General features: G+C 40.0%; 23 protein-coding genes and 1 riboswitch. Of the genes, 15 read left to right on the top strand and 8 right to left on the bottom strand.

What is annotated here, in order from left to right:
* Nucleotide 1: 1 nt before the first annotated feature.
* From ACB088_RS17075 to ACB088_RS17085, 3 genes are all read left to right on the top strand, one after another.
* Nucleotides 2–1,978, top strand: a complete 1,977-nt coding sequence (locus tag ACB088_RS17075; RefSeq protein ID WP_375037535.1) for a 2-oxo acid dehydrogenase subunit E2 — start codon at nucleotides 2–4, stop codon at nucleotides 1,976–1,978.
* Nucleotides 1,979–2,125: 147 nt separating this feature from the next.
* Nucleotides 2,126–2,404, top strand: a complete 279-nt coding sequence (locus tag ACB088_RS17080) for a hypothetical protein (protein ID WP_375037536.1) — start codon at nucleotides 2,126–2,128, stop codon at nucleotides 2,402–2,404.
* 28 nt (nucleotides 2,405–2,432) lie between these two features.
* A riboswitch (yybP-ykoY riboswitch) is annotated at nucleotides 2,433–2,618 on the top strand.
* 15 nt (nucleotides 2,619–2,633) lie between these two features.
* Nucleotides 2,634–3,209 carry a TMEM165/GDT1 family protein gene (locus ACB088_RS17085; protein ID WP_375038819.1) on the top strand — a complete coding sequence of 192 codons (576 nt, stop codon included), beginning with the start codon at nucleotides 2,634–2,636 and terminating at the stop codon, nucleotides 3,207–3,209.
* A gap of 57 nt (nucleotides 3,210–3,266) precedes the next feature.
* Here the strand turns inward: ACB088_RS17085 and ACB088_RS17090 are convergent, their stop codons facing one another.
* Complete coding sequence (locus ACB088_RS17090) at nucleotides 3,267–5,399, bottom strand: TonB-dependent siderophore receptor (protein ID WP_375037537.1); 2,133 nt, start codon at nucleotides 5,397–5,399, stop codon at nucleotides 3,267–3,269.
* A gap of 228 nt (nucleotides 5,400–5,627) precedes the next feature.
* On the opposite strand from ACB088_RS17090, the gene ACB088_RS17095 reads away from it, so the two are divergent.
* The 5 genes from ACB088_RS17095 to recJ all read left to right on the top strand — a co-directional run bounded on the left by ACB088_RS17095 (nucleotide 5,628) and on the right by recJ (nucleotide 11,950).
* Nucleotides 5,628–6,425 (top strand): MBL fold metallo-hydrolase, encoded by a 798-nt coding sequence (locus tag ACB088_RS17095; protein ID WP_375037538.1) that lies wholly within the window; start codon nucleotides 5,628–5,630, stop codon nucleotides 6,423–6,425.
* A 203-nt stretch (nucleotides 6,426–6,628) separates the two neighbouring features.
* On the top strand, nucleotides 6,629–8,095 hold the full coding sequence (guaB, locus tag ACB088_RS17100; RefSeq protein ID WP_003654069.1) for an IMP dehydrogenase: 1,467 nt from the start codon (nucleotides 6,629–6,631) through the stop codon (nucleotides 8,093–8,095).
* Nucleotides 8,096–8,244: 149 nt separating this feature from the next.
* Complete coding sequence (glmM, locus tag ACB088_RS17105; protein ID WP_375037539.1) at nucleotides 8,245–9,582, top strand: phosphoglucosamine mutase; 1,338 nt, start codon at nucleotides 8,245–8,247, stop codon at nucleotides 9,580–9,582.
* A 10-nt stretch (nucleotides 9,583–9,592) separates the two neighbouring features.
* Nucleotides 9,593–10,249, top strand: a complete 657-nt coding sequence (pdxH, locus tag ACB088_RS17110) for a pyridoxamine 5'-phosphate oxidase (RefSeq protein WP_375037540.1) — start codon at nucleotides 9,593–9,595, stop codon at nucleotides 10,247–10,249.
* A complete protein-coding gene (gene recJ, locus ACB088_RS17115; RefSeq protein WP_375037541.1) occupies nucleotides 10,250–11,950 on the top strand; it encodes a single-stranded-DNA-specific exonuclease RecJ in 1,701 nt (566 codons plus the stop codon).
* A gap of 48 nt (nucleotides 11,951–11,998) precedes the next feature.
* On the opposite strand, the gene ACB088_RS17120 is transcribed toward recJ, so the two are convergent.
* Nucleotides 11,999–12,766: a putative porin gene (locus ACB088_RS17120; RefSeq protein WP_003654062.1), complete on the bottom strand. Its 768-nt coding sequence runs from the start codon at nucleotides 12,764–12,766 to the stop codon at nucleotides 11,999–12,001.
* 335 nt (nucleotides 12,767–13,101) lie between these two features.
* Nucleotides 13,102–13,959 carry a putative porin gene (locus ACB088_RS17125; protein WP_375037542.1) on the bottom strand — a complete coding sequence of 286 codons (858 nt, stop codon included), beginning with the start codon at nucleotides 13,957–13,959 and terminating at the stop codon, nucleotides 13,102–13,104.
* 207 nt (nucleotides 13,960–14,166) lie between these two features.
* On the opposite strand from ACB088_RS17125, the gene prfB reads away from it, so the two are divergent.
* The 5 genes from prfB to ACB088_RS17150 all read left to right on the top strand — a co-directional run bounded on the left by prfB (nucleotide 14,167) and on the right by ACB088_RS17150 (nucleotide 19,035).
* A protein-coding gene (gene prfB, locus ACB088_RS17130) for a peptide chain release factor 2 (RefSeq protein WP_100222431.1) occupies nucleotides 14,167–15,262 on the top strand; the annotation gives its coding sequence in 2 pieces (ribosomal slippage) (nucleotides 14,167–14,238 and nucleotides 14,240–15,262; 1,095 coding nt in all).
* 221 nt (nucleotides 15,263–15,483) lie between these two features.
* A complete protein-coding gene (locus ACB088_RS17135; protein ID WP_002121891.1) occupies nucleotides 15,484–15,786 on the top strand; it encodes a helix-turn-helix transcriptional regulator in 303 nt (100 codons plus the stop codon).
* Between the two features lie 32 nt (nucleotides 15,787–15,818).
* Nucleotides 15,819–16,877 (top strand): alkene reductase, encoded by a 1,059-nt coding sequence (locus ACB088_RS17140; RefSeq protein WP_375037543.1) that lies wholly within the window; start codon nucleotides 15,819–15,821, stop codon nucleotides 16,875–16,877.
* Nucleotides 16,878–17,035: 158 nt separating this feature from the next.
* Entirely contained in the window at nucleotides 17,036–18,328 is a 1,293-nt protein-coding gene (locus tag ACB088_RS17145; RefSeq protein WP_375037544.1) for a 3-deoxy-D-manno-octulosonic acid transferase, read from the top strand.
* On the top strand, nucleotides 18,325–19,035 hold the full coding sequence (locus ACB088_RS17150; protein WP_375037545.1) for a 16S rRNA (uracil(1498)-N(3))-methyltransferase: 711 nt from the start codon (nucleotides 18,325–18,327) through the stop codon (nucleotides 19,033–19,035). Before ACB088_RS17145 ends, ACB088_RS17150 begins: the two co-directional genes overlap by 4 nt.
* Here ACB088_RS17150 and ACB088_RS17155 read toward each other — a convergent pair.
* On the bottom strand, nucleotides 19,032–20,006 hold the full coding sequence (locus tag ACB088_RS17155) for a mechanosensitive ion channel family protein (RefSeq protein ID WP_092708431.1): 975 nt from the start codon (nucleotides 20,004–20,006) through the stop codon (nucleotides 19,032–19,034). The genes ACB088_RS17150 and ACB088_RS17155 overlap by 4 nt on opposite strands.
* A gap of 112 nt (nucleotides 20,007–20,118) precedes the next feature.
* A complete protein-coding gene (locus tag ACB088_RS17160; protein ID WP_199989275.1) occupies nucleotides 20,119–20,694 on the bottom strand; it encodes a DUF805 domain-containing protein in 576 nt (191 codons plus the stop codon).
* Nucleotides 20,695–20,988: 294 nt separating this feature from the next.
* Between ACB088_RS17160 and acs the strand changes: the two genes are divergently transcribed.
* Nucleotides 20,989–22,938: an acetate--CoA ligase gene (gene acs, locus ACB088_RS17165; RefSeq protein ID WP_092708425.1), complete on the top strand. Its 1,950-nt coding sequence runs from the start codon at nucleotides 20,989–20,991 to the stop codon at nucleotides 22,936–22,938.
* A 40-nt stretch (nucleotides 22,939–22,978) separates the two neighbouring features.
* Here acs and ACB088_RS17170 read toward each other — a convergent pair whose 3' ends face one another.
* The gene (locus tag ACB088_RS17170) at nucleotides 22,979–23,521 is read right to left on the bottom strand and encodes a cysteine hydrolase family protein (protein WP_375037546.1); all 543 of its coding nucleotides are present in this window, start codon (nucleotides 23,519–23,521) and stop codon (nucleotides 22,979–22,981) included.
* A 105-nt stretch (nucleotides 23,522–23,626) separates the two neighbouring features.
* Between ACB088_RS17170 and ACB088_RS17175 the strand changes: the two genes are divergently transcribed.
* A complete protein-coding gene (locus ACB088_RS17175; protein WP_133747341.1) occupies nucleotides 23,627–24,040 on the top strand; it encodes a winged helix-turn-helix transcriptional regulator in 414 nt (137 codons plus the stop codon).
* Nucleotides 24,041–24,132: 92 nt separating this feature from the next.
* Here the strand turns inward: ACB088_RS17175 and sfnG are convergent, their stop codons facing one another.
* Both sfnG and msuE read right to left on the bottom strand, forming a co-directional pair.
* Entirely contained in the window at nucleotides 24,133–25,245 is a 1,113-nt protein-coding gene (gene sfnG / locus ACB088_RS17180; protein ID WP_199989278.1) for a dimethylsulfone monooxygenase SfnG, read from the bottom strand.
* Between the two features lie 45 nt (nucleotides 25,246–25,290).
* Nucleotides 25,291–26,028: an FMN reductase gene (msuE, locus tag ACB088_RS17185; protein WP_092708413.1), complete on the bottom strand. Its 738-nt coding sequence runs from the start codon at nucleotides 26,026–26,028 to the stop codon at nucleotides 25,291–25,293.
* Nucleotides 26,029–26,035: the final 7 nt, after the last annotated feature.

Here is a 26,035-nt window from a genome sequence, read left to right on the forward strand (position 1 = left end):
CATGCAAATTAAGACCCCTGATATTGGCGTAGATAAAGCAGTTGTTGCTGAAATTTTGGTAAAAGTTGGCGATAGCATTGCTGAAAATGACAGCCTTGTTTTGCTTGAGTCAGATAAAGCCTCTGTTGAAGTGCCTAGCACTTCAGCAGGTGTAGTGAAAAGCATCTTAATCAAAGAAGGCGATAGCGTAACTGAAGGTACGGTATTGTTTGAACTTGAAGCTGAGGGTGCTGCACCTGTAGCTCAAGCAGAAGAAGTTGCAAAACCTGCACCAGCAGCTGAAAAAGAAGCACCTGCTACAGCTCCACAAGTTGCTGCACAACCAGCAGCTGCAACCACTAGCCAAGTGGTTGAAGTTCAAGTTCCAGATATTGGTGTTGAAAAAGCACTAGTTGGTGAAATTTTAGTAAAAGTTGGCGAGCAAATCGATGTTGAGCAAAGCATCGTTGTTGTTGAATCTGACAAAGCAACTGTAGAAGTACCAAGCAGTGTTGCTGGTACTGTAGAAAGCATTCAAGTTAAAGAAGGCGATACAGTTAAAGAAGGTGTTGTGCTCATTAAAGTGAAAACAACATCTGCATCAAGTGCGCCAGTTGAAGCTCCTGCTTCTACAGCAGCCCCAGCGGCAGCGCCTGCGCCAGTTCAACAAGAAACTGTAGCTGCGGCGGCTACTCAATCTGGTCCAGTTGATATTAACGTTCCTGATTTGGGCGTAGATAAAGCAGTTGTTGCTGAAATCTTAGTACAAGTTGGCGATAAAGTTGATGTAGACCAAAGCCTTGTTGTTGTTGAGTCTGATAAAGCAACTGTAGAAGTTCCAAGTACTGTTGCTGGCGTTGTGAAAGCGATTCACTTGCAAGCAGGTCAACAAGTTTCACAAGGTATTTTGCTTGCAACAATTGAAGCGGAAGGCCAAGCACCTGCGGCAGCTCCAGCGCCAAAAGCAGAAGTAGCGGCTCCGGCAACACAAGCTTCAGCACCTAAAGCGGCAGCTCCAGCTGCTACTCAGTCAGCACCTGTGGCTGCTTCTGGTACTGATAAGTTAACGAAAGAGCAAGAAGCTGAAAACGCTAAAGTTTATGCTGGCCCTGCTGTTCGTAAGCTTGCTCGTGAACTTGGTGTGGTTTTATCACAAGTTAAAACTTCTGGTGAACATGGTCGTGTGATTAAAGAAGATATCTTTGCTTATGTGAAGACTCGTTTAACTGCACCACAAGCGGCTCCAGTAGCTGCGGCTGCACCAGCAGTTTCTGGTTTGCCAAAGCTTCCTGACTTCACTGCATTTGGTGGCGTGGAAGAAAAAGTACTGACGCGTTTGCAGCAAGTATCAATTCCGCAATTGTCATTGAACAATTTTATTCCGCAAGTCACCCAGTTTGATTTGGCTGATATTACTGAGTTAGAAGATTGGCGTAATGAACTGAAAGGCAACTTCAAAAAAGAAGGTGTCAGCCTGACGATTATGGCATTCATTATTAAAGCGGTTGCGTATTTGTTGAAAGAAGAGCGTGAGTTTGCAGGTCATCTATCTGATGACGGTAAATCAGTGCTCTTGCGCAATGAAATCCATATGGGAATTGCGGTAGCAACACCTGATGGTTTAACTGTGCCAGTACTTCGTAACCCAGACCAAAAATCAATTAAGCAAATTGCAGTTGAATTGGGTGTGTTAGGTCAAAAAGCACGTGATAAGAAATTAACACCGAAAGACTTGCAAGGTGCGAATTTCACCATTTCAAGTTTAGGCGCAATAGGTGGTACAGCATTTACACCACTTGTGAACTGGCCGCAAGTTGCGATTTTGGGTATTTCACCTGCAACGATGCAACCGGTTTGGAATGGTAAAGACTTTGACCCACGCTTAATGTTGCCGTTGTCATTGTCTTATGACCACCGTGTAATTAATGGTGCAGATGCTGCTCGATTTACCAATAAACTTACGAAACTTCTTAAAGATATTCGTACTTTATTAATCTAATATTTTGAAATGAATCATTAAAACCTCGCTTCGGCGGGGTTTTTATTTTGATATTTAATTTAATTGGTTTTAGATTAATCTAAAGACGAAGAAGGAAGTGTCGAGAGAGGAGAAATTTCTCGTTATTAGGTAAAGGAGAAATAATAAATGGTGGGTTTTTTAAAAATCATGTCGCCGATTCTGTTGGTTGTATTTTTACTGATGGGGCTGTGGGTTAGTGTTTTGCACTTTCCTTGGGAGTGGATGACTTACGTTGCAATGGGCTTAGAGGTATTTGTGGCAACGCTTATTTTGCCATTTGAATTTCAATCACAGCATGTAGCAGGCATTAACAATTTTGGGTTTATTAACTTAAGTATTTTTTTAGCCTTACTATTGGGCTTAGGTCGGTTGTTGGTGTGGGCATGGATAAAATTTTTTGTTTGAAAAATAGAACTGCTCGAATATAATAAGCACATACTTCATTGGGGAGTAGCCGCTATTCATTTCTGAATGAATAGGTGATGATCAACATAATTGTTCAACAGAACATGGTCATCATAGCTTAAACGTCTCATCGTTTCCGAGTTGGCAAGACCTTTGATTTACCACTCTGCAGATATTTGGCTAGCAGGAGCGGTAGGTCATGGGCATTTATGCTAGCCAGAGAAACGACATGCAAGAATTTCTGATTTCTACCTCAATTGTTGCCCTAGCTGAAATGGGCGATAAAACTCAATTACTCGCCCTTTTACTGTCTGCACGTTTCCGTAAGCCAATCCCTATTCTCATTGCGATTCTTTTAGCAACTTTAATTAACCATGGTATCTCTGCTGTGCTTGGACAGTGGATTACGACGGTCTTGAGCCCCGAAATATTAGTTTGGGTTCTTGCGGGTGGTTTTATTGGTATGGCGTTCTGGATGCTTATTCCAGATAAGTTAGATGATGAAACAGATAGCATTAATAGATGGCAAAAATTTGGTGTTTTTGGCGCAACCTTTATCTTGTTTTTCTTGGCTGAAATTGGCGATAAAACGCAGATTGCAACAGTGGCCTTAGCTGCTCGTTACGACAGTATTTTCTGGGTTATGCTGGGTACAACGTTAGGTATGATGATTGCCAATGCACCAGCTGTATTTATTGGTAATAAATTAGCTGAACGTTTATCTATCTCGCTCATTCATAAAATTGGTGCAGCTATTTTCTTAACTGTAGGTGTCTCTACTTTAGTGCAGCATTACTTCTTCTAAAGCATTTAAAGCTGCTAAAAAACGCACTCATTATGAGTGCGTTTTTTTTAGGTCGTTTTAGTAGTCAAATTTCACTGTAAAGTTAATTTGGCGTGGGTTGCCCAGAGTTACCATATTTTCATTCAGTGCTCCGGCATAGTAATCTTTATTAAATAGATTACGGATAGCAAGTTGAGCGCCCCAATGCCCAGCGTCATAGCCAGCTTCAGTGTCAAAGACTGTATACCCTGGAATATGAACATCTAACTTATCCATGGTTTTATAAGTTTCTCCACGGAACCCGCCGCCTACATACCAACCAAGTTTTGATGCCGGGTCAAATTTATAGCGTGCTGATAAGCTGTAAGCATGTTCTGGAATATTATCAAGAGGCTTTCCAACATTGTTAATATTTGCATCTTTACTAATTTCGGCATCAGCCGTGTAGGTATAAGTTGCGGTCAGCTTTAAACCATCAAGAATATCTGCATTTAGTTCAGTCTCAATCCCACGGGTTAATTGTTCACCGCGCTGGATTTTGAAAGTAGTATCAGTAGGGTCGTTGACCAAAACATTTTGACGTTTTAAATCATACCAAGCGATACTACCTTGTACGCGCTGATCAGGGCTTTGTAATTTCATTCCCACTTCAATCTGTTTACCCTTTTCAGGATCAAAAGTATTTCCAGCAGAGTCTGAGCCACTTGTTGGGAAGAAAGAGGTTGCATAGCTGATATAAGGTGCAACTACATCGTTGATTGCATATAACAATGAGGCATTGCCTGTAAAAGCCTCTTCCGATTTTTTAGTATTGGTATTTTTAACTAAATCTACAGTTTGGGTTTGAGCCCAATCTTGACGGCCTGCAAGATTTAGAACGAGTTGGTCATTAATCTGAATACGGTCGCGTAAATATAAGCCCATATATTTTAGGCGGTTTATATCATGATTCGTGACTTTTTCAGGGCAAGTAACTGTTGTGCCGTATTCTGGTGAATAGAGATTCAAATTTGTGGCAGTACAGCGATTATTTAGATAATCATTTTTATCTTGCAGACCATCTAGTCCGATTGTTATCTGGTGAGCCATATCTGCAATCTGAAATGTCTTTTGGACACTATTGTCGATTGAGAAACTTAGATTGCTGACATCCTGATAGCGTGCTTGACGCTTAAGGGTTGTATAGTTCTTATCGGTCCAACTGCTATAAAACACAGCAGGGCCAATCATTTCGGTTTTTTGAATTGCAAAGTTTTGCTTAAACTCCCAGCCATTATTAAAAGCATGCCTAAAGTTATAACTTGTACGGAATACGTCGGCATCATAAGCTCCGTAGCTCGGTTCACCAATAAATAAGTCTTTAGGTAAGCTTCCATTAGGATTATCTTTTAAGGTACCAATGACGGGTAAACCTTGCTGACGAATATATTCGCGGTGCTGGTAACTTGCGATGACAGAAAGGTCCGTGTTATCTCCTAAATCGAAGTTATAAGAAGGCGAGATGTAGTAATTTTTAAAATACACATAATCTGTCGGGTCATCTTGGTCAGAAATACGGCCATTTAAACGGAAAGCACCTTTTTCACTATTATTGGGGCTATAGTTTAAATCGAATGTGCCTTCTTTAAGGTTGTAACTACCATAAGTCATGCTAGCACGAGCAAAACTTTCTGCTTGAGGGCGTTTAGTGACTAAATTAACAATACCACCTGGCTGGACCAATCCAAAATTAACAGAAGCTGGACCTTTTAATATTTGTACTTGGTCAAGTCCTGACATTTCGGCACCTACAAAAGTATTTTGTTGGGCTTGTCGTAAACCATCTATGAAAATTTGATCAGAAGATGTTTGTCCACGAATAATAAAATCATCCCAACCCCGACGACCAAGTTGCCCAGCAGAAATACCAGCTACACCATTTACTGCTTCTGCTAGAGTTCTTGCTTGTTTTTGGTCAAGCTGCTCACGAGTCACTACCGAAACCGACTGCGCAGTTTTAAATAAGGGTGCATCTGATTTTAAAACCGATGCAGCTTTCGTTGCGACATAGGGAGAGGTAGTTTCTTTTTGTGCCTGAATAGAAATTGTGGGTAGCACACTGGTCGAATTTTGTTGTTCTGCTGTTTCATCAGCATGACTTGCTGTCATCGAACTAAAAATAGCAACTGCTAACAATGTTTTGGAGCTTGAAAAATAAGGTGCTTGGTTCATGGGAGGCCTAGACAGCGCAAAAGACAAAAACTGATAATGAGAATTATTTTAATTTATTGTGAGTTAATTTTAAATAACATTATGATTCATTTATAAAATAAGAAAAGCAAAAGCTATTTTAAAATATTATGAGAAAAATAAAGCAATTCATTGCAAGAGTTATCGAATCCCTTTATTTTAGTATGGATATAAAAATATCTAATATTTAAAGTTTTTTTGGGGAATTATATGGGGTTTGAAAAAACAACATCGCAGATATTATTTGATAATGGCGTACATAAATGTATTAGTTTTACCAGTTTGGTCAAAGGGGAAGGCATACAAGCCAATCAATTTTTAATTATTGATCATGAACGAGCTGCGGTGATCGACCCAGGTGGCGATTTGACCTATGTCCCGTTGACCATGGAGCTTAATAAATATACGCGATTGAAAAATCTGGATTATGTGATGGCTTCTCATCAGGATCCAGATATTATTACTTCAATGCCGCGCTGGTTGGTCTATACCGATGCCAAAGTGGTCGCTTCTAAATTATGGGCACGATTTTTACCGCACCTAAATTCTGCATTCATGAGTGAACGCATGAAAGGGAATTGGGAAGATCGCCTTATTGAACTACCAGATCGTGGTCAAGTGATTCAATTAGGGGAGTCAAAGCTTGTGGTGGTTCCAGCCCATTTTCTACATTCGGTGGGTAATTTTCAGTTCTATGATCCAGTCGCTAAAATTTTATTTTCTGGTGATATGGGGGCCTCGATTGTTGAGGATGCTAGTCAACCTTTGAAAGATTTCGATACGCATGTTCTGAAAATGAAAGCTTTTCACCAACGCTATATGTGTTCAAATAAGGTCATCCGTTTATGGGTCAACATGGTCCGTCAGATGGATATTGAAATGATTGTTCCACAGCATGGCAGCCCATTTATTGGTAAAGAAATGATTAATCAGTTTTTAGACTGGATTGAAATTTTACCTTGTGGTGTTGATTTAATGTCAGAACAAATTTTTAGTTGCCCTGCATAAATTTAAATATTATTTCTAATAATTAACCCAGATGAAGTTCTGGGTTATAAAAAGATAAGAGCTAAAAAATAGAGCTAAAAGTATAATTAAGTGGGAATTATTTAGAGCAGGCCAATATCTATTGCTGAAAAAGGCAAAGATAATATGAAAATTGCATTGAAATTTGTTTATAATAGCTCACGGAATTTACCAGTGAGATTGTTATGCTGACCATCGTTCAAGAAGCGCTAACCTTCGATGATGTCTTATTACTTCCTGCCTACTCTACTGTTCTCCCAAAAGATGTCTCTCTAAAGACACGTTTAACTCGCGGCATTCATTTAAATATCCCATTAGTTTCTGCTGCAATGGATACAGTGACTGAGTCACGTATGGCGATTGCAATGTCACAAAATGGCGGTATCGGGATTTTGCACAAAAACATGGATATTGCTGCTCAAGCTGCAGAAGTACGCCGTGTAAAGAAATTCGAAGCGGGTATGGTGAAAGACCCTATCACTGTAACGCCTGAAACTACAGTACGTGAACTGATTGCAATTACCACTGCTAATAACATTAGCGGCGTACCTGTTGTTAAAGACGGCAAGGTTGTTGGTATTGTGACAGGCCGTGATACGCGTTTTGAAACCAATTTAGAACAACCAGTTAGCAACATCATGACAGGCCAAGATCGTTTGGTGACTGTACGTGAAGGTGAGTCTAAAGAAAATATTCAAGCATTATTGCAAAAACACCGTATTGAAAAAGTCTTGGTCGTTGGCGAGAGCAACGAACTTAAAGGCTTAATTACAGTGACTGACTTCCGTAAAGCTGAGAGTTATCCAAACAGTTGTAAAGATGATCTTGGTCGTTTACGTGTTGGTGCTGCGGTAGGTACAGGTGCTGATACACCAAGTCGTGTAGAAGCATTGGTTGAAGCTGGTGTTGACGTAATTGTTGTTGATACAGCACATGGTCATTCAGCTGGTGTAATTGAACGCGTACGTTGGGTGAAACAAAACTTCCCTCAAGTACAAGTAATTGGCGGAAACATCGCAACTGGTGATGCTGCATTAGCATTATTAGATGCAGGTGCAGATGCAGTCAAAGTCGGTATTGGTCCTGGTTCTATCTGTACGACACGTATTGTGGCAGGTATTGGTATGCCACAAATTTCTGCGATTGACAGCGTTGCTAATGCACTGAAAGATCAAATTCCTTTAATTGCAGATGGCGGTATCCGCTTCTCTGGCGATATGGCAAAAGCGATCGGTGCGGGCGCAAGTACAATCATGGTTGGTTCACTTTTAGCTGGTACTGAAGAAGCGCCTGGCGAAGTTGAGTTTTTCCAAGGTCGTTACTACAAAGCATATCGCGGTATGGGTTCATTAGGTGCAATGGCGGGAGCAACCGGTTCGGCTGACCGTTATTTCCAAGACTCAAAAGCGGGTGCTGAGAAGTTAGTACCAGAAGGCATTGAAGGCCGTGTTCCATATAAAGGCCCAATGGGTAACATCGTTCATCAAATGATGGGTGGTTTACGTTCATCGATGGGTTATACAGGTTCATCGGTGATTGAAGATCTTCGCCAAAATGCGAAATTTGTGAAAATTACTTCAGCAGGTATGTCTGAGTCACATGTTCATGATGTAACGATTACTAAAGAAGCTCCAAACTATCGTGTTGGTTAGATTTTGGTAACCAAAACAATGAAGAAAGCCGTCATTACACTGACGGCTTTTTGTTTTTGGTGTAAAGTAAATCTAACGAAAAGAAATATGGCGGAATTGCCATATATGAAGTGAGCCACCGCTGAAGTGGCGTAAGAATGAGATAAGCTATGAGTTATTTTGGAACGGATGGTATTCGTGGAAAATTTGGGCAAATGCCTATTACTCCAGAGTTTGCTTTAAAACTCGGTTTTGCTGCAGGGAAGGTATTAAAACGAACGAGTCCAAAAAATAAACCGCTCGTTGTATTAGGAAAAGACACACGTTTATCTGGTTATATTTTAGAATCTGCTTTACAGGCAGGCTTAAACGCTGCTGGCGTATATGTTCATCTACTTGGTCCATTACCAACACCAGCAATTGCACACCTTACTCGTGCTTTGCATGCACATGCAGGTATTGTTATTTCTGCATCACATAATCCATATTATGATAATGGGATTAAATTCTTCTCAAGTGAAGGCAAAAAATTACCTGATTCATTACAAGAAGAAATTAACCTTGAATTAGAAAAAGACTTATTCATTGAGGACACTGCAAACTTAGGTAAAAGTGTTCGTGTAAATGATGCAAACGGTCGTTATATCGAATTTTGTAAATCTACTTTCCCTTACCACTTTGATTTAAATAATTTAAAGATTGTGTTGGACTGTGCTCATGGTGCTGCATATAGCGTTGGCCCTTCAGTTTTTCGTGAGCTAGGGGCAAAAGTTGTTGCTTTATATAATGAACCAGATGGCTTAAATATTAATGAAAGCTGTGGTTCAACACATCCTGAACACTTACAAAAAGCAGTGGTTGAGCACCAAGCAGATTTAGGGATTGCCTTTGATGGCGATGCTGACCGTGTTGTGATGGTTGATAAGTTTGGTAACTTAATTGATGGTGACCATATCTTATATATCTTGGCGACTCAGGCGCAAAATAAGCCAGCTGGTATTGTTGGTACTGTCATGAGTAATATGGCACTTGAAGTTGCACTTGAAAAAGCAAATGTTAATTTTGTTCGTGCAAAAGTCGGTGACCGCTATGTATTACAGGCTTTAGAAGAAAATGGTTGGGTGACAGGTGGCGAACCTTCTGGTCATATTCTCACTTTAGATAAGAGTACGACTGGTGATGCCATTATCGCTGCACTTCAAGTTTTAACTGTGATGGTTGAGCAAAATAAGGCTCTTCATGAATTGGTTCAAGACTTTAAACTATTCCCACAAGTTCTTTTAAATGTACGTTTAGAACAAATGCTTGATCCATATTCTATTCCAGCATTGGTTACTGAATTTGATAAAGCAGAAGCACAACTCAAAGGCCGTGGACGTATCTTGATTCGTAAGTCAGGAACAGAGCCTGTGATTCGGGTCATGGTTGAAGGTGACGATGAGCAAGAAGTGAATGCTTTAGCTCAGCATTTAGCAGATTCAGTTCGTTCACAAGCACAAGTCGCATAAGGTGCATGACATGAGTGATGTCATCAAAGATTTAAGCGAATTACGCTTGAGCTATGAGCAAGGCGAGTTGTATGAGGGGCAGGTTGAATCAAACCCTCATCAGCAGTTTCTTGGTTGGTTTAACCATGCTCTAGCTGCTAATTTGCATGAACCCTATGCTATGTCGTTAGCAACAGCCGGTGCTAATGGCAGACCACATGTTCGAACAGTTTTGTTGCGTGGTGCTACAGACGCTGGCTATGATTTTTATACTAACTATGACAGTCAGAAAGGTATAGATTTGGCAGAAAATCCATATGCCGAATTATTATTTTACTGGCCGAGTCTAGAGCGTCAGGTGAGAGTCGGTGGTCATGTAGTAAAAATTTCTGAACAGGAATCTACAGATTACTATCGTAAACGACCACGTGATAGCCAGATTGCAGCGCATATCAGTACTCCACAAAGTGGCAAAATTGAAAGCCGAGAGCAGTTACAGCAGCGCTTTCAAGACTTACAACAGCAAGTCGAAAGTCGTGAAGTGCTTGATAAGCCAGAGTTCTGGGGAGGCTATCGTCTGCAACCGGATTATTATGAATTCTGGCAAGGGCGACCAAATCGTTTACATGACCGCTTGAGTTATGAAAAAATCGACGGTCAATGGATGCTGCACCGGCTGATGCCTTAAATGACAAAAATACAAATCAAACAAAGACCTTTATTGACACGCCCTGAACAGTTTCAGGGCGTGCCGCCGTTTATTGCCGAGATTTTGGCAAGACGTGGAGTTCAATCTGAACAGGAATTAGAACTCAAACTTAAGAATTTACTTGCTCCAGAGCTCAAAGGTCTAGAAACCGCTGTAGCATTAATGAACCAAGCCATTGATGAGCAGAAAAAGATTGTTATTGTCGGGGACTATGATGCCGATGGAGCAACCAGCACCGCGTTAATGGTATTGGTGCTTCGCGATATGGGGGCACAAGTCGATTATTTGGTTCCCGATCGGTTTAAGTACGGTTATGGGCTTACGCCTGCAATTGCAGAGCTTGCTCATCAAACTTATCATCCAGATCTATTAATTACTGTCGATAATGGAATTTCCAGCCATGCAGGTGTAGAAACTGCTCAGGCCTTGGATATGCAGGTCATTATTACCGACCACCATTTAACAACTAAAGAAACACCTCCAGCACAAGCAGTTGTTAACCCAAATCAGTTAGGTTGTGATTTTCCAAGTAAAGCACTTGCAGGAGTTGGCGTTGCATTTTATGTGCTGGCGAATTTGGCAAGTTTACGTAACAAGCAAGGCAAAAGTACAAGTAAAGTCACTCAATATCTAGATTTAGTGGCTTTGGGAACTTATGCCGATGTTGCTGTATTAGATTATAACAACCGTATATTGGTAGATGCAGGCGTAAAGCGAATCCACCAACACCAATGCCGAGTTGGGATTTTAGCGCTATTGGATATTGCTGGTAGAGAGGCGAGTTCATTACGTGCACAAGATCTAGGGTTTGTTATAGGACCCCGTATTAATGCTGCTGGACGTATGGAAAGCATGCGTATTGGGATTGAATGTTTACTTGCAGAGAATATGGAAACTGCCTATCCAATTGCTCAGCAATTAAATCAATTAAATATAGAGCGGCGCCAGATAGAAGGGGAGATGAAGCAACAAGCTTTGTCTGCTTTAGATAGTTTGCAACTTTCAAAAGAAGATATTCCACAAGCCCTTGTACTCTTTGAAGAGAGTTGGCATCAAGGTGTGATTGGTATTGTAGCAGGGCGTTTAAAAGAACAGTTCCATCGACCAACCATTGTTTTTGCACCAGATGAAGATGGTATCCATATTAAAGGCTCTGCGCGTTCAATTGATGGCGTGCATATTCGAGATACAATTGAACAAGTTGCTGAACAACATCCAGAATTGGTGAGTCATTTTGGTGGACATGCGGCAGCGGCTGGCTTAACGATTCGAAAAGAAAACTTTGATGCTTTTAAAACTGTTTTTACTGGCTGTGTTGCAGCCATGGAGGAATCTCTATTCCAAGCAACACTATGGACGGATGGAGAGTTACCAGCTTCTGCTTTGCAACTAGATACATTGGACTGGATAGAGCAGCTTGGACCATGGGGGCAAAAATTCCCTTTTCCTCAGTTTGAAGGGAACTTTAAGGTAGTCGATTATCGCTGGCTTAAAGAAACACATCTAAAACTTAGATTAGCCCTAGATCAATATACGTTTGATGCGATTGCATTTAATGCAGCTGGTCGTTTTGAATTTAATCCTATGCGAGATGAAGTTCATTTAGTATATGAAATGGATCGTAATGCATTTAATGGCAATGTAAATTTGCAATTGCGTATTGTGCATTTAAACCAATAAAAAAATCCGCTCATTAGAGCGGATTTTTTTATGTGCTTTTAAGCGATATTAGAAGCGGTATCCTGCACGAACACCATAAGTGTTATCGTTGTCACCGAAACCAATACGACCTTCAAGACTTACTTGTTGATTTAAGAATTTTTTAGCATTAATACCAAATTCATCTTTATCAGTTAAGTCGTTATTGTAGTAATCCACACCAAGACTTAAAGTTTTATCGATGTAGTAGTCACCACGAACTTTATATTCGTCAAGGTCACCAAACGCACCAAACGCTTCAAGGTTTACGTCATGTTGACCTACTTGAGTTACGTATTTAGCACGAACTGTTGGATCAGCGCCGTCTTTACCGTCTTTTTCGTCGTAACCTTTAACACCTAGAGCAAGTAATAAACCAGGAGCTGGTAAATAACCTACTTCAGCAGCATAAGTCGTAACTTTACTATCAATATTGGTGTTGTCGATTTCACGTTCACTTCGACCTACATCACCGCTAAGGTAGAAATCTGAGTTAGGAACGTAGTATTCAACACCTACGCCATACTGAGTGTCTTTTGTGCCACTGTTATCGCCATAGTTGATAAGAGCGTTAACATTACTTGCACGGCTTAAGAAAGCTGCTTCAGCAAGTGGAGCGTTACGAGTTTGAACAGGATTAAAGTAATAAGTCCCGTCAACACCGAATTTGCTTACACTGCTGCCGTCATCTGGATCAAGATAATTGTAAGAACCACCAACTTCAGCTTGGTAAGCGTTTGCTGCGCCACTTACTGCCAGTGCAGATAAAAGAGCTGATGCAATTGCTAGTTTTTTCATGGAATCTCTCCCCTCTAAAAAGCGATTTTATAAATGTTTTGTTACAACTTTTAGTCTAGACCAAAATGCTTATGCGTCAATCTTGCTCAAGTAACCATACTGTAACTATGTGTTTTTTCTGTAAACCTGATCTATTTAAATTATTGATTATTAAATAAAAGTTAATAATGTTTTATTTTATTAAAATTGAGGAGATTTTGTGTAGATCATAAAAATTGCTGTAAAAGTACCCAATTTTGTATGAGGATGTTACTGGTTAAACTTAAAATGAACTGAAGAACGCTCAGATAAATCTATCCAAGCGTTTATATCTTTAATTAATAAATTCTTATGAATTAGAAACGGAATGTTCCATTAATACCAAAAGAATCAGCATCCTCAACAGTCGTATAAGTTAAACCTACTGCTACTTGAGGTGTGAAGAATTTCTGTGCACGGACGCTAAAAATTGCATCAGAATCTTCTGCTGTTGAATCTGCAAAAGATGCTCCAATACTTAAAGTAGGATCAAGATAAAGATCTGCACCTAAGCGATATGTTGTTTCGTCACCAATATAAGTTTGTCCTTCAAAATTAGTATAAAAACCTGAAATTTGAGTAACGTATTTGGCACGTAAAGTTACGGCTGTATCCTCATCTTCACCAGTTACAGCTGTAGCATTGGTGACTGAAGTAATAAAGCCATATTTAGCTGCTTGTATTGGATCAAAACTTTCAGACAAATCTTTTACACCAGCAGCCAATAATAAGCCATCGGTTGGTAAGAAACCGACCTCTACAGCATAGCCGTTACCACTATCATCAACCGAACCAAAATCATTTGCAGTGACTTCGGTTTTTGTACGGTTAAATGCTCCTGATAAATAGAGTGGGGTATTTGGAATAAAGTATTCACCTGTAATGCCTACAGAACTAAATTCGAGTTTTCCAGAATCTTCATCATCTTCTAGTTTGCTATATGCATATCCTAGTCCAATATTTGAAGATTTATTTAAAAAAGCAGCTTCAGCTAAAGGGAAAGTTTTTGCTTCTACTGGATTAAAATAATATTTGCCGTTAATACCGAAGCTATTATTTTCTCCCCCATCCATATCTGTAAATTCGTACATTGTACCAACTTCAGTTTGATAGGCATTTGCATTGAAAGCACATGTAGCAGTAAGGATTGCGAATAAAATATTTGATTTTTTCATGAGAAAAACTCTAGTAATGAATTTTATAAAGTTATTAAGATTTTAAGTTGTTAATTTTAATATGTTTTTATAATATTAATCAATATTATTATATTTATTTATCACGATTAAAATAATAAAAAACAATAAGTTTTAGTCCTTTTGTTTGAGAATGACAAGCTATGCTAAAATAATCGACTGTTTATCTGCTTTTATGGGAACACTCGCGTGGAAATTAATCCTTATCTAAACCAATTGAAAGACTTAACTGATCGTAGCCAAACACTACGGGGGTATCTTTGACTACGATCTGAAAAAAGAACGTTTAGAAGAAGTTTTACGTGAGTTAGAAGACCCTGCAATTTGGAATGATCAAAGCCGTGCCCAGGCAATGGCGAAAGAAAAGGGCGAACTAGAAAACGTTATTAATGTATTAGATGGTTTATCAACACAACTTGAAGATGCAAAAGCAATGCTAGATTTGGCCGTAGAAGCCGATGATGAAAGCCTGCTTGAAGATGTTCAGTCTGAGCTTGGCGCTGCCGAAGATGAACTGGCTAAACTTGAATTCCGTCGTATGTTTAGCAACCCGATGGACCCGAACCCTTGCTATGTCGAGATTCAATCAGGTTCAGGCGGTACAGAAGCGCAAGACTGGGCGTCTATGCTATTACGTATGTATATGCGCTGGATTGAACGTCATGGCTTTAAAGCAGAACTTATGGAAGTGTCTGATGGCGATGTAGCAGGTATTAAATCTGCAACGATTCGTGTTGAAGGTGAATATGCCTACGGTTGGTTGCGCACTGAATCAGGTGTACACCGTTTAGTTCGTAAATCACCATTTGACAGTGGTAACCGCCGTCATACCTCATTCTCTGCGGTGTTTATTTCACCAGAAGTTGATGACAATATTGAAATTGATATTAATCCTTCTGATGTTCGTACAGATACTTACCGTGCATCGGGTGCTGGTGGTCAGCATATTAACAAAACCGATTCGGCAGTTCGTTTGACTCACACTCCAACAGGTATTGTGGTGGCGTGTCAGAACCAACGTTCACAACATGCTAACCGTGACCATGCATGGAAACAGTTACGTGCGAAACTGTATGAGTTGGAAATGCAAAAACGTAATGAAGCGGCTCAAGCCTTAGAAGACTCAAAGTCTGATATTGGTTGGGGAAGCCAGATTCGTTCGTATGTATTAGATGATTCGCGTATTAAAGACTTACGTACGGGTGTTGAAAACTCTAATACGGGTGCTGTTCTTGATGGTGACCTTGATCGCTTTATTGAGGCGAGCTTAAAACAAGGTTTATAAGAGTCTGCTGAACTTTTAGTTTAAATACAGTTCATCTATGAATATGTAGAACTCTTGGATTTTTAGCGATTAAAACGGCAAAGCAGTTCAGCCTTCAAATGTTAATCGAAAAAATGCGATATGAATATCGGAAAAAATAGATATGAATATCGCAAAAATGCGATATGATGTTTTCGAAATGCTGAATAAAGCTTTGTTCGTTTAAAAGACGTGTTGAGCCTATGGATATTGATGCAATTAGCAAAGCCCTTTCCAATCCGCTACGTCGGCAAATTTTGCAATGGTTGAAAGAACCTGCGCATTATTTACCGGTGGAAGAGTGCGGTGGTAGTTTTGAGAAGGGTGTTTGTGCAGGTCATATTGAACGATTGGGCAAAGTAGCGCAGTCTACAATGTCGAATCATTTGTCTGTTTTACAACAGGCGGGCCTAATTCAGGTCCAAAAATATGGTCAATGGTCTTATTTTTCACGTAACGAAGCTTTGATTCAGCAATATATCGAACATTTAAAACAAACACTTTAACTCTTTAAATTAAAGTGTAAGTCGAGGCGACTATGGCTGAACTCAATACTCCTTTAACGGTTGGTGATTTTGAAATTAAAAATCGATTGGTAATGGCTCCATTAACACGTGCGCGTAGTGGTGAAAGCCGAGTACCGAATGATTTAATGGTTGAATATTATCAACAGCGTGCAAATGCTGGTCTTATTTTGACTGAAGCAACAGTGATTGGTTCAAAAACTGTGGGTTATGCAGAAACTCCAGGATTATGGTCACAAGAGCAGGCACAGGCTTGGAATAAAATTATTGAGGCAGTTCATGCTCAAGGTTCAAAAATTGTAGCTCAACTATGGCATGTGGGGCGTATTTCGCATCCTGAGCTTTTAGATGGCGATATTCCTGTTGCACCAAGTGCGATTCAACCTGCGGGTGAAGTGAGTTTATTACGCCCTAAACGTCCATATGTAACGCCACGCGCGCTTTCAATTGAAGAAATTAAAGAAGTTGTAGCTCAATATAAACATTCAGCAGAATTGGCTAAAGCAGCTGGTTTTGATGGTGTTGAGTTACACGCGGCAAATGGTTATTTAATTGACCAGTTCCTTCAAAGTAACACCAACCAACGTAATGATGAGTATGGTGGTCCAGTTGAAAACCGCGCACGTTTATTATTAGAAGTGATTGATGCGTTTATTGAAGTGTGGGGCGCTGGCCGAGTTGGTGTTCATATTGCACCGCGTGGTGATTCGCATGATATCGGTGATGAAAATCCGTTAGCGACATTTGGTTATGTCGTTGAGCAGTTGAATCAACGTAATGTTGCTTTCATTTTCTCTCGTGAATATGAAGGTGCTGACAGCATTAGTCCGCAACTTCGTGAAAAATTTAACGGTGTATGGATTGCTAATGAAAATCTAACACCAGAGTCGGCAAAACGTATTTTGCGTGATGGTGAAGCTGACGCAGTATCTTTTGGTAAAGCATATATTGCCAACCCAGATCTTTTACAGCGTTTAGAGCAGGACTTGCCTTTAAATGAACTTCAACCAACGACTTTATATGCTAAAGGCGCTGAAGGTTATACAGACTATCCAACGCTAGAAGCTTCGTAATTTTTTTGAAATGATTGTTTACTGACCTAGTTTATTTATGAACTCAGTAAATCGCTTTTCTTGTAATGGTAGAGTTTAGGTATCGAAACTCTGCCATTTTTTCTATCTATGTTATATTTTCCCCAGTTTTTAAATTTTGACTATTTGAGGCAAACCGCTTGGCGACCCCTTTTTGGTACAACACCGCACTTCATTTATTAAAACCCTTTTACCGCTGGCGGATAAAAAAACGTGCAGAAAGCCAGGAATTATATAATCAGGAATGTCTTGAAAGATTTGGGCCGTTTGAATCTCCGAAGAATGTGAGAGCAATCTGGTTCCATGCTGTCTCGGTTGGAGAAACTAACGCTGCTCAGCCCTTAATCGAGCATTATCTTAAACTTGGACAACCTGTTTTAGTGACCAATACCACTAAAACGGGGCAGGCACGTGCCAAATCATTATTTTTAAAAGCTCCTTATTTAGACTTGTTTCAAGCAGTTTATTTGCCTGTTGACCAGAAGCATCTTTTAAAACAATTTTTTGAGTTGTATCAGCCAAAACTTTTAGCATTGGTTGAGACTGAGCTTTGGCCAAATTTAATTGATCAGGCCAAACAGCAGCATGTTCCATGTTTATTGTTAAATGCGCGGTTATCAGAAAAATCAGCGAAGGGTTATAACCGAGTTGCAGGTCTAACAGCAGGAATGCTGGAAAAAATTGACTGGGTGTTGGCACAAGATAATGCGACTCGTCAGCGTTATGTAGAACTTGGCTTAGATCAACAAAAAAGTCAGGTGGTTGGAAATATTAAGTTTGATATTCACGCACCAGAAGCATTTGTAAATCAGGCTGCAAAGCTACACCAGTTATGGTATTTGGGGCAACGCAAAGTCCTGACAATTGCCAGTACACATGCACCCGAAGAACAACAAATTTTGCAGGCACTTAAGCCTTATTTAAAGTCAGATCCAGATTTAGTTTGTATTGTTGTACCTCGACATCCTGAACGTTTCGATGAAGTATTTGAAATTTGCCAAAACTTAGATTTAATTACTCATCGTAGAAGTTTGAACCAAAGTATTCATACCAGTACACAGGTTTATCTAGCCGATAGCATGGGTGAACTTTGGTTATGGTATGCCTTAAGTCAGGTGTGTTTTGTCGGTGGTTCTTTAAATGAGCCGGGTGGCGGGCACAATATTTTAGAGCCTATGGTTTTAAATGTTCCAACAGTAATTGGACCTCGTTATTTTAACTTCCAAACCATTGTTGATGAATTCATTGATGAAAATGGTGTATTGATTGCTCAAAATGCAGAGCAGGTTGTGGCAATCTGGATGGCTTGTTTAGCTGAACCTGATCAGACCCAACAAGTGGTAGAGCAAGCGCATAAAGTCTTACAACGTAATCAAGGCTCATTGCAAAAACATATTGGAGTAATTAACCGGTATTTGGCCGATAAACCATGAATATCGTTTTATTAGAACCAAAAGGTGCTCAGTCAGAAATATGGTCGATTCATTCAAAGCGCCAATTACAGCATTTACGTGAACATCTTGATATTACAGTCGGCCAAAATCTGAAAGTTGGTATCCGTAACGGCGCACGTTATATCACGGAAATTGTTTCGATTAACGAGCAAGAAGTCTGTCTTCGGCCTATCAGTGAAGAAGCTGTACCTGCAAAAATTCCGGTTCATTTAATTGTGGCATTACCCAGACCTAAAGTTTTACGCCGTTTAATGATGGATAGTGTGACTTTAGGTGTTGAAAAAATTAGTCTGATTCATAGTTATCGGGTCGATAAAAGTTACTGGCAGACTCCCTTTTTACAGCAAATCGACAATTACATTACTTTGGGACTTGAGCAAGCAGGGGACACGATTGTTCCTGAAATTCAAATGTATAAACGCTTTAAGCCTTTTGTTGAAGATGTCTTACCTACATTTGTTTCAGCAGAGTGTCCTGCTTATGTGGCCCATCCATATGCAGAGCAAAGTATGCCAATTAATATTGATCACGCCTGTAGCATTGTGGTCGGACCCGAAGGTGGTTTTATCCCCTATGAGGTTGATTTGCTCACAAAAAACGGCTGCCAAGCAGTGAGCTTAGGCAACCGTATTTTAAGAACTGAAACGTCTATTTCTTATATTTTAGGACGCTTATTCGCAGCTTAAGCATTTGGCTTAACAGTTTCTTCAGTTGGTTGATCACCACGATACACTTTTACTTCTTGTACCGGATATGGAATTGAGATGTTGTTTTCATCAAACGCATCTACAACCATTTCCTGAATTTCACTAATCGAAGCAGAGGTGGTTGTTTCCGTTGTGTCTACCCACCAACGAACTGTGAGATTGACAGAGAAATCTGCAAGAGCCGTTACATTGACCGAAAAAGCAGGTTGGCTAAGCACATTACGGCTGTTGTCGAGTAATTTTAGAATGACAGCTTTTGCCTTTTGGACATCGTCTTCATAGCCGATTCCGACTACAAATTCACAGCGGCGACGTTGATATGCAGTGTTTACAGTTACTGCACTGGTGTAAACAGTCGCGTTAGGAATAACAATACGACGGCCATCAGGTGAACGTAAAAAGGTCGCACGGATTTGAATATCTTCTACGGTTCCTTCCATGTTGTTGACAATAATGTCATCGCCAATACGGAAAGGTTCGCTGAGTAAAATTAAAATACCAGAGAGTAAGTTCTGAAAGATATCTTTAAATGCGAAACCAATTGCGACAGAACCAATCCCTAGAGCACTCATTAATTGGCCCGGTGTAAACCCTGGAATCGAGATAACTAAAGCAATTAAGAAACCAAAAAATAAAATTGCTGTACTGCCTACACGGTTTAAGACCAAGACTAGGTTTTGACGCGTGTAAGAGCGGTTTTCTAAGGTTTTACGAACAAAGAACTTAAATAATTTGGTTAGAAGCCAAAAAATAATAAAAACGATAATCGCAATACAAATATAAGGTACACGTTCCCAGAAGCTATCCACAATTTTATCGATTGTAGTATAGGCATCATGATACTTTTCAGTATGTGCTAAAACCGTTTGAGTGGTTTTAGTACCCGCCTCTTGCAAAAGTTCGCCTGTATTTTTTGCGACATCTGTTAAGGATTTTTGTTCATCAGCCACGACAAGTCTCAATTAAAAAATTTATGAAAGCGATTTTCAGCTTTCATCATAGTAGGAGATAAAATGTGCGCCTACTATAATGAGTTCATCTGAATAATAAAGTGTTTTTTAATTAAAAGTATTCCGTTCCTTTTTGTAAGATTTGTGTCGGCGTTTCTAGGGTATCGGTCCCTGAGAAATAATAAAAAATTCCTGCTGTGGAAATCAGGCTAATTAAAATAGCCACTAAAATAAGCCAAGCCATGAGTTTTTCTATAAACGTTGAAGGCCGAACGGGACCATATTGATTGGTACCTGCTGTACCTGAGGCAAGCAGTAAATAAATCATAAAAAAGAATTGAACAACCGGAATGAGCAACAGTAACCCCATCCAGCCACTTTTATTTAAATCATGCAAACGTCGAACAACGAGAACAATATTTAAATAAATTAAAAACAGCGAAAAAGCCCAGACCACTAAGGCGCTGACTCCAGAAAGAGAGCTATAAAATTCAAAATTAAATAGATTGCTTGAAAGCTGAAAACTTCCAAGAAATGAGGCCAAAATGAGATAACCCACGAGGGTGACTAAATAAATTAGTCCATATCCACCTAAATAGCTCATACGATTAAAGCGCCCATGAATTGAAAAAGGGCTATCTTTAAACGGGAGCTGTGGTGGGCGTGAAGAGGTTGTTTGGGCAAACATATTATTTTATTCCTGTGCTCGATATGAGAGACAAAATAATCTTTGTTGATGATCAAAACCATCAAATCTTGAAAAAATTATAAAAGTAAAAGCTATAGACAAATGTTTTAAATCAACTTAATTTTATAAAAATGTTCACAATTTCGTATGCTTGAGTAAGTGGTTAATCTATGACCAAAGTCGCATTGTTTGGACTTTGAAAGAGTCATCATACTGCAAAGGCATGCAAATAAGATCCAGTAAAATAATAGCCACAGTCTCGAGATGGGATGCACAAGATCAAGGAAGTTGCGTATGAATGAGATCTATCCAGTACCAGAGGAATTTAAAAAAACAGCTCGTACTGTTGAAGCAGACTACTTTAAACGTTATCAACACTCTATCGAGAAGCCAGATGAGTTCTGGGCAGAGCAAGCTAAAATTGTCGATTGGATAAAGCCATTTACCCAAGTTAAAAATACGAGTTTTGACAAAGACAATTTCAAAATTGAATGGTTTGCTGATGGTGAGTTGAATGTGTCAGCAAACTGCCTAGACAGGCATCTTAAAGAACATCCTCATAAACCTGCAATTATTTGGGAAGGTGATCATCCTTCTCGCCATAAAATTGTTTCTTATAAAGAATTACACGATGAAGTCTGCCGCTTTGCCAACGTTTTAAAGAAATATGGCATTGGTAAAGGTGACCGGGTTGTGCTCTATATGCCAATGGTCACTGAAGCTGCAATTGCCATGTTAGCGTGTGCTCGTATTGGTGCGGTTCACTGTGTGGTATTTGGTGGTTTCTCACCAGACTCCTTGGCAAGCCGTATTGAAGATAGCCAAGCTAAACTTGTGATTACCGCAGATTCAAGTCTACGTGCCGGTAAGTTGTTACCACTCAAAGAAAATGTCGATTTGGCTCTAGAGTTGCCGGGTACAGAATGCGTTGAAAATGTAGTTGTGGTTTATCGTAATGCGAACCCGATTGAAATGAAGCCCGGTCGTGATTTGTGGTATCACCTTATTATTATGGAGGTTGATGCAAACTGTCCTCCAGAGCCTATGAAGGCAGAAGACCCATTATTTATTCTTTATACTTCAGGCTCGACAGGTAAACCTAAAGGGGTCTTGCATACCACAGGCGGTTATTTGGTCTATGTTACAAGTACTTTTAAAGAAGTATTTGATTTGAAACAAGATGACGTGTACTGGTGTACGGCTGATGTCGGCTGGATTACAGGACATAGTTATCTCGTTTATGGACCACTTGCAAATGGCACCACGACCTTAATGTTTGAGGGTGTTCCTCAATATCCAACGTGGGCACGTCTTGGTCATGTGGTCGACAAGCACAAAGTTTCTATTTTATATACGGCTCCAACCGCGATTCGCGCCATGATGCGTGAGGGCGACACTTATGTGCGCGAAAGTAATCGTAGTAGCTTGCGTTTACTCGGTTCGGTTGGTGAACCCATTAACCCTGAGGCTTGGAACTGGTACTACAATGTAGTTGGTGAAGGCCGTTGCCCAATTGTTGATACATGGTGGCAAACCGAAACTGGCGGTATTTTAATTGCGCCATTGCCGGGAGCAACAGCTTTAAAACCGGGTTCTGCAACACGTCCGTTATTCGGTATTCAACCTGCCATTGTAGATGGTGAAGGTAATGAGCTAGAAGGTGTAGCAGAAGGCAATCTAGTTATTAAAGACTCATGGCCAGGCCAAATGCGTACGATTTGGGGTGACCCTGACCGCTTTATCGAGGCTTATTTCTCGACCTTTAAAAATAACTACTTTACGGGTGATGGTGCTCGCCGTGATGAAGATGGCTATTACTGGATTACAGGCCGTGTAGATGATGTCTTAAACGTTTCAGGTCACCGTCTGGGTACGGCTGAAATTGAAAGTGCTTTAGTGTCGCATGAATCAGTAGCAGAAGCTGCGGTGGTGGGAATGCCACATGATATTAAAGGACAGGGTATTTGTACCTTCGTGACTTTACAAGCGGGTGTTCCAGAGTCGGAAGAGCTGCGTAAAGAATTAATTAACTGGGTACGTAAAGTGCTTGGACCAGTGGCTTCGCCAGATGCACTACACTGGGCACCAGCATTACCTAAAACCCGTTCTGGTAAAATCATGCGCCGTATTTTAAGAAAAATCGCAGCAAATGAGCTAGATAGTTTGGGTGATACTTCAACCTTGGCTGAACCAGCTGTGGTCGATCAGTTAATTGCAACGGTTTATCCTGACAAGCAAAACTAATTTAAAAAAGCCCCACATGGGGCTTTTTTATTGAGACGTATTAAGAATTTGCCAAGAAATCAGAAGTACTTTGTACAGGGGTAAACATAGTAAGCGCAGCTAAAAAGGCAGTTTGTACATCTTCAGCTTTCACAGTTTTTCCGTCATAGCTGAGATCACGAGTTGCAGTGGCATCTCCAATTAAGATCGGTTGATAGCCAAGTTCTTTGGCAGCACGGGTTCCTGAATCGATACAAATATGCGTCATCATGCCTGTAATCACGAGTTGCTCAATTTGATGTGCTTTTAAAAGTTCATCTAAATTGGTTTCTAAAAAACTATTGGGATAATGCTTTATCACAATTAATGCGTCGTTGTGAGCGTTGAGTTCAGGGTGAAGTAAAACACCGTCGGTATTTTCTTGAAAGAAGCTGGCCTGTGGTGGGTTAATATGCTGTACGTAAATGATTGGCAAGTTTTTCTCGCTAAAATATTGTTCGAGTTGTTTTATTTTTTCTAGTGCTTGATCTGGCCCAACCAATTCCATTTTGCCATTTTTAAAATAATCATTTTGTACATCGATAATTAATAGTGCTTGTTTCATGAGATTACTCTTGTTGATATGAGATAAAACAAGGTTATTCTCTGCCCGCAAAATCAGCTATAGTCAGATGAAAGCATTACCGCCAGTTTTCTTTCGCCATGAAAAATGAATATTGAATTAGACCCGATTGATCTAAAAATTATTGCATTACTCAAGCAAGATTCCCGTTTAACAAATAAAGAGATTGGGCAACGTGTTCACCGGACAGGGCAGGCTGTAGGGGCGCGCATAGCTCAGTTGATGGATGCAGGGGTTATCAAGAATTACACGATTGCCGTGCAGTACCGACATAAACAATTTATTCATTTGCATTTAAATGAACAACGCTCATTTGAAGAAATTGAAAATTTAGTCAAGCAATATGAACAAATAGATGAATGCTTTAAAGTCATGGGAAATGCATGTTATATGATCGTTAGCCATTTCGAATTTTCAGAATTAAATGAATTTATTGAAAAACTTTCAAAATGGTGTCGTTATTCGGTTGAAACAGTTGTAAGGGAAATTGAGAAATCTTAAAAAATAAAAGCTCCAAGCCGAGTCTTGGAGCCAATAAGTCTTTATTTTTAATTTATTGTTTTTATTGTCTTGCGCTGCTTTAACTGAAGTTTTTAGGCTGATTTGGCTTGAATTTCTGTCTCCTTTTCTTGTTGAAGTTCTAATTCACGAACTAGGGGTAGAACTTTTTCTCCAAAATATTCCACCTCTTCAATAAAATGTAAGAAACCTGAAAGAATCAAATCAACACCTACATCTTTAAGTGCCACAATACGCTCTGCAATTTGCTGGGGTGTACCAATTAAATTGGTTTTAAAACCGTCGTTGTATTGCACTAAATCTTCAAAACTTGATTTCGCCCAGTTACCTTGTTGCTCTGGTGAGGCTGCACCTGCTTCACGTGTTGCATCGCCAAACGCATTTACGGCTTCCGTATTGGCTTTATCAATAATTTCTTGAAGTACCGCTTTTGCTTCTTCTTCGGTATCTCTGGCAATAATGAAGGCATTCACCCCAATTTTGACATGATGGTTATTGGCTTTCGCTTTAGTGCGAATGTCTTCTACTTGTTTTTGAATCTCTTCTACCGTATTACCGTTGGTGAAATACCAGTCAGAAACACGAGAGGCCATGTCACGTGCAGCACGTGAGCTACCACCTTGAAACACTTCAATATAAGGTTTTTGCAGAGGTTTCGGTTTAAGAGTGTAGTTTTGGAATTGGTAGTATTTACCATCGAAACTATAGTTATCGGTGGTCCAGATTCCTTTTAGAGTGCGAATGAATTCTTCAGAGCGGACGTAGCGCTGGTCATGCTCTGGCCATTCTTCTCCAATCGCATCGAACTCCCCTCTAAACCATCCACTCACCACATTAATGGCAATACGGCCTTCGGTTAAATAATCAATTGTTGCAAGTTGCTTAGCTGCGAGTGCCGGTTTCCATGGGCCGGGCAGAATAGCAGCAATGACCTTAAGTTTTTCAGTTTTTGCTAATAATGCATGACTGAAACTCACTGATTCATGCTGATTTTCTGCCCCATAGCCCGCCGTAAAACGAATTTGAGTGAGCGCATATTCAAAACCATTTTTTTCGGCAGCCTGTGCAAGTCGAACATTGTAGTCGTAACTCCAGTCTGTACGCTGCTCGATGTTACTTACTACAAGGCCACCGCTTACATTTGGTACCCAATAAGCAAATTTAATCGGTTGTTGTAATTGCGTCATGGTGCGCTCTCCCAAATTCGTTATTTTTATTCAAGCATGCTGCAGTTAGGCAACATGCGTTAATGATTTGCCAGACTTGTGATGCAAGCGAGACTCTGCCGCATCAAGATCTGGGACAGCTGCTGAAGGTAAGACTTCTTCTTGCTCAATCTGTTTATTAATCCCAAGCTCTTGGTTCGCTTGCTGTGATTTAGATTTAACCACTTCAGCACGCTTACCTTTGGCTGGTGCCCATTCTAAAATTGGTAATGCGCGAGCTACTGCTAGCGTAATACGATCTGCTAATTGCTCACTTTTAACCGTGTATTCAGGGGTAAAGTCGCGATCTGTTGCATATACGCCAATTGGTAAAGTTTGTGCTTGGAAGAAGCTAAACAATGGACGTAGTTGATGCTCTAGTACAAGCGCATGGCGATCACTACCGCCTGATGCTGCTAAAAGTACAGGCACATCGACCAAGGCAGTTTGCTCAACAAAATCGAAGAAATGTTTGAATAGACCTGTAAAAGAAGCACGGTAAACAGGTGTACCTACAATTAAAGCATCTGCTGCTTCAACCGCTGCAAGGTCATCTTGTACACGCTGTGGAAGTTGGTTGCGATAAAATGCACCGCCTAATAAAGGCCCAATTTCGCTTAATTTAATGAAATGAACTTTAATATCGATTGCTTCAGATAATTCATCAAGAATGGCTTGAACCAGACTTTCCGTTTTAGATGGGGTATTTAAGCCACCAGAAACAGCAACAATATTCAAAGGTTTTGGTGATGTGATACCAGTCATAATTTGG

It is taken from the genome of Acinetobacter sp. RW6, from assembly GCF_041956835.1.
Lineage (GTDB): Bacteria > Pseudomonadota > Gammaproteobacteria > Pseudomonadales > Moraxellaceae > Acinetobacter > Acinetobacter calcoaceticus.

Coding starts and splice junctions, on each gene's coding strand:
- sfnG (WP_199989278.1), bottom strand. CDS start 25,245: ATGACGCAATTACAACAACCGATTAAATTTGCTTATTGGGTACCAAAT.
- ACB088_RS17160 (WP_199989275.1), bottom strand. CDS start 20,694: ATGTTTGCCCAAACAACCTCTTCACGCCCACCACAGCTCCCGTTTAAA.
- ACB088_RS17090 (WP_375037537.1), bottom strand. CDS start 5,399: ATGAACCAAGCACCTTATTTTTCAAGCTCCAAAACATTGTTAGCAGTT.
- ACB088_RS17135 (WP_002121891.1), top strand. CDS start 15,484: ATGGATATTGATGCAATTAGCAAAGCCCTTTCCAATCCGCTACGTCGG.
- ACB088_RS17085 (WP_375038819.1), top strand. CDS start 2,634: ATGCAAGAATTTCTGATTTCTACCTCAATTGTTGCCCTAGCTGAAATG.
- ACB088_RS17170 (WP_375037546.1), bottom strand. CDS start 23,521: ATGAAACAAGCACTATTAATTATCGATGTACAAAATGATTATTTTAAA.
- pdxH (WP_375037540.1), top strand. CDS start 9,593: ATGAGTGATGTCATCAAAGATTTAAGCGAATTACGCTTGAGCTATGAG.
- guaB (WP_003654069.1), top strand. CDS start 6,629: ATGCTGACCATCGTTCAAGAAGCGCTAACCTTCGATGATGTCTTATTA.
- glmM (WP_375037539.1), top strand. CDS start 8,245: ATGAGTTATTTTGGAACGGATGGTATTCGTGGAAAATTTGGGCAAATG.
- ACB088_RS17140 (WP_375037543.1), top strand. CDS start 15,819: ATGGCTGAACTCAATACTCCTTTAACGGTTGGTGATTTTGAAATTAAA.
- recJ (WP_375037541.1), top strand. CDS start 10,250: ATGACAAAAATACAAATCAAACAAAGACCTTTATTGACACGCCCTGAA.
- msuE (WP_092708413.1), bottom strand. CDS start 26,028: ATGACTGGTATCACATCACCAAAACCTTTGAATATTGTTGCTGTTTCT.
- ACB088_RS17125 (WP_375037542.1), bottom strand. CDS start 13,959: ATGAAAAAATCAAATATTTTATTCGCAATCCTTACTGCTACATGTGCT.
- ACB088_RS17080 (WP_375037536.1), top strand. CDS start 2,126: ATGGTGGGTTTTTTAAAAATCATGTCGCCGATTCTGTTGGTTGTATTT.
- ACB088_RS17075 (WP_375037535.1), top strand. CDS start 2: ATGCAAATTAAGACCCCTGATATTGGCGTAGATAAAGCAGTTGTTGCT.
- acs (WP_092708425.1), top strand. CDS start 20,989: ATGAATGAGATCTATCCAGTACCAGAGGAATTTAAAAAAACAGCTCGT.
- ACB088_RS17175 (WP_133747341.1), top strand. CDS start 23,627: ATGAATATTGAATTAGACCCGATTGATCTAAAAATTATTGCATTACTC.
- ACB088_RS17095 (WP_375037538.1), top strand. CDS start 5,628: ATGGGGTTTGAAAAAACAACATCGCAGATATTATTTGATAATGGCGTA.
- ACB088_RS17120 (WP_003654062.1), bottom strand. CDS start 12,766: ATGAAAAAACTAGCAATTGCATCAGCTCTTTTATCTGCACTGGCAGTA.
- ACB088_RS17150 (WP_375037545.1), top strand. CDS start 18,325: ATGAATATCGTTTTATTAGAACCAAAAGGTGCTCAGTCAGAAATATGG.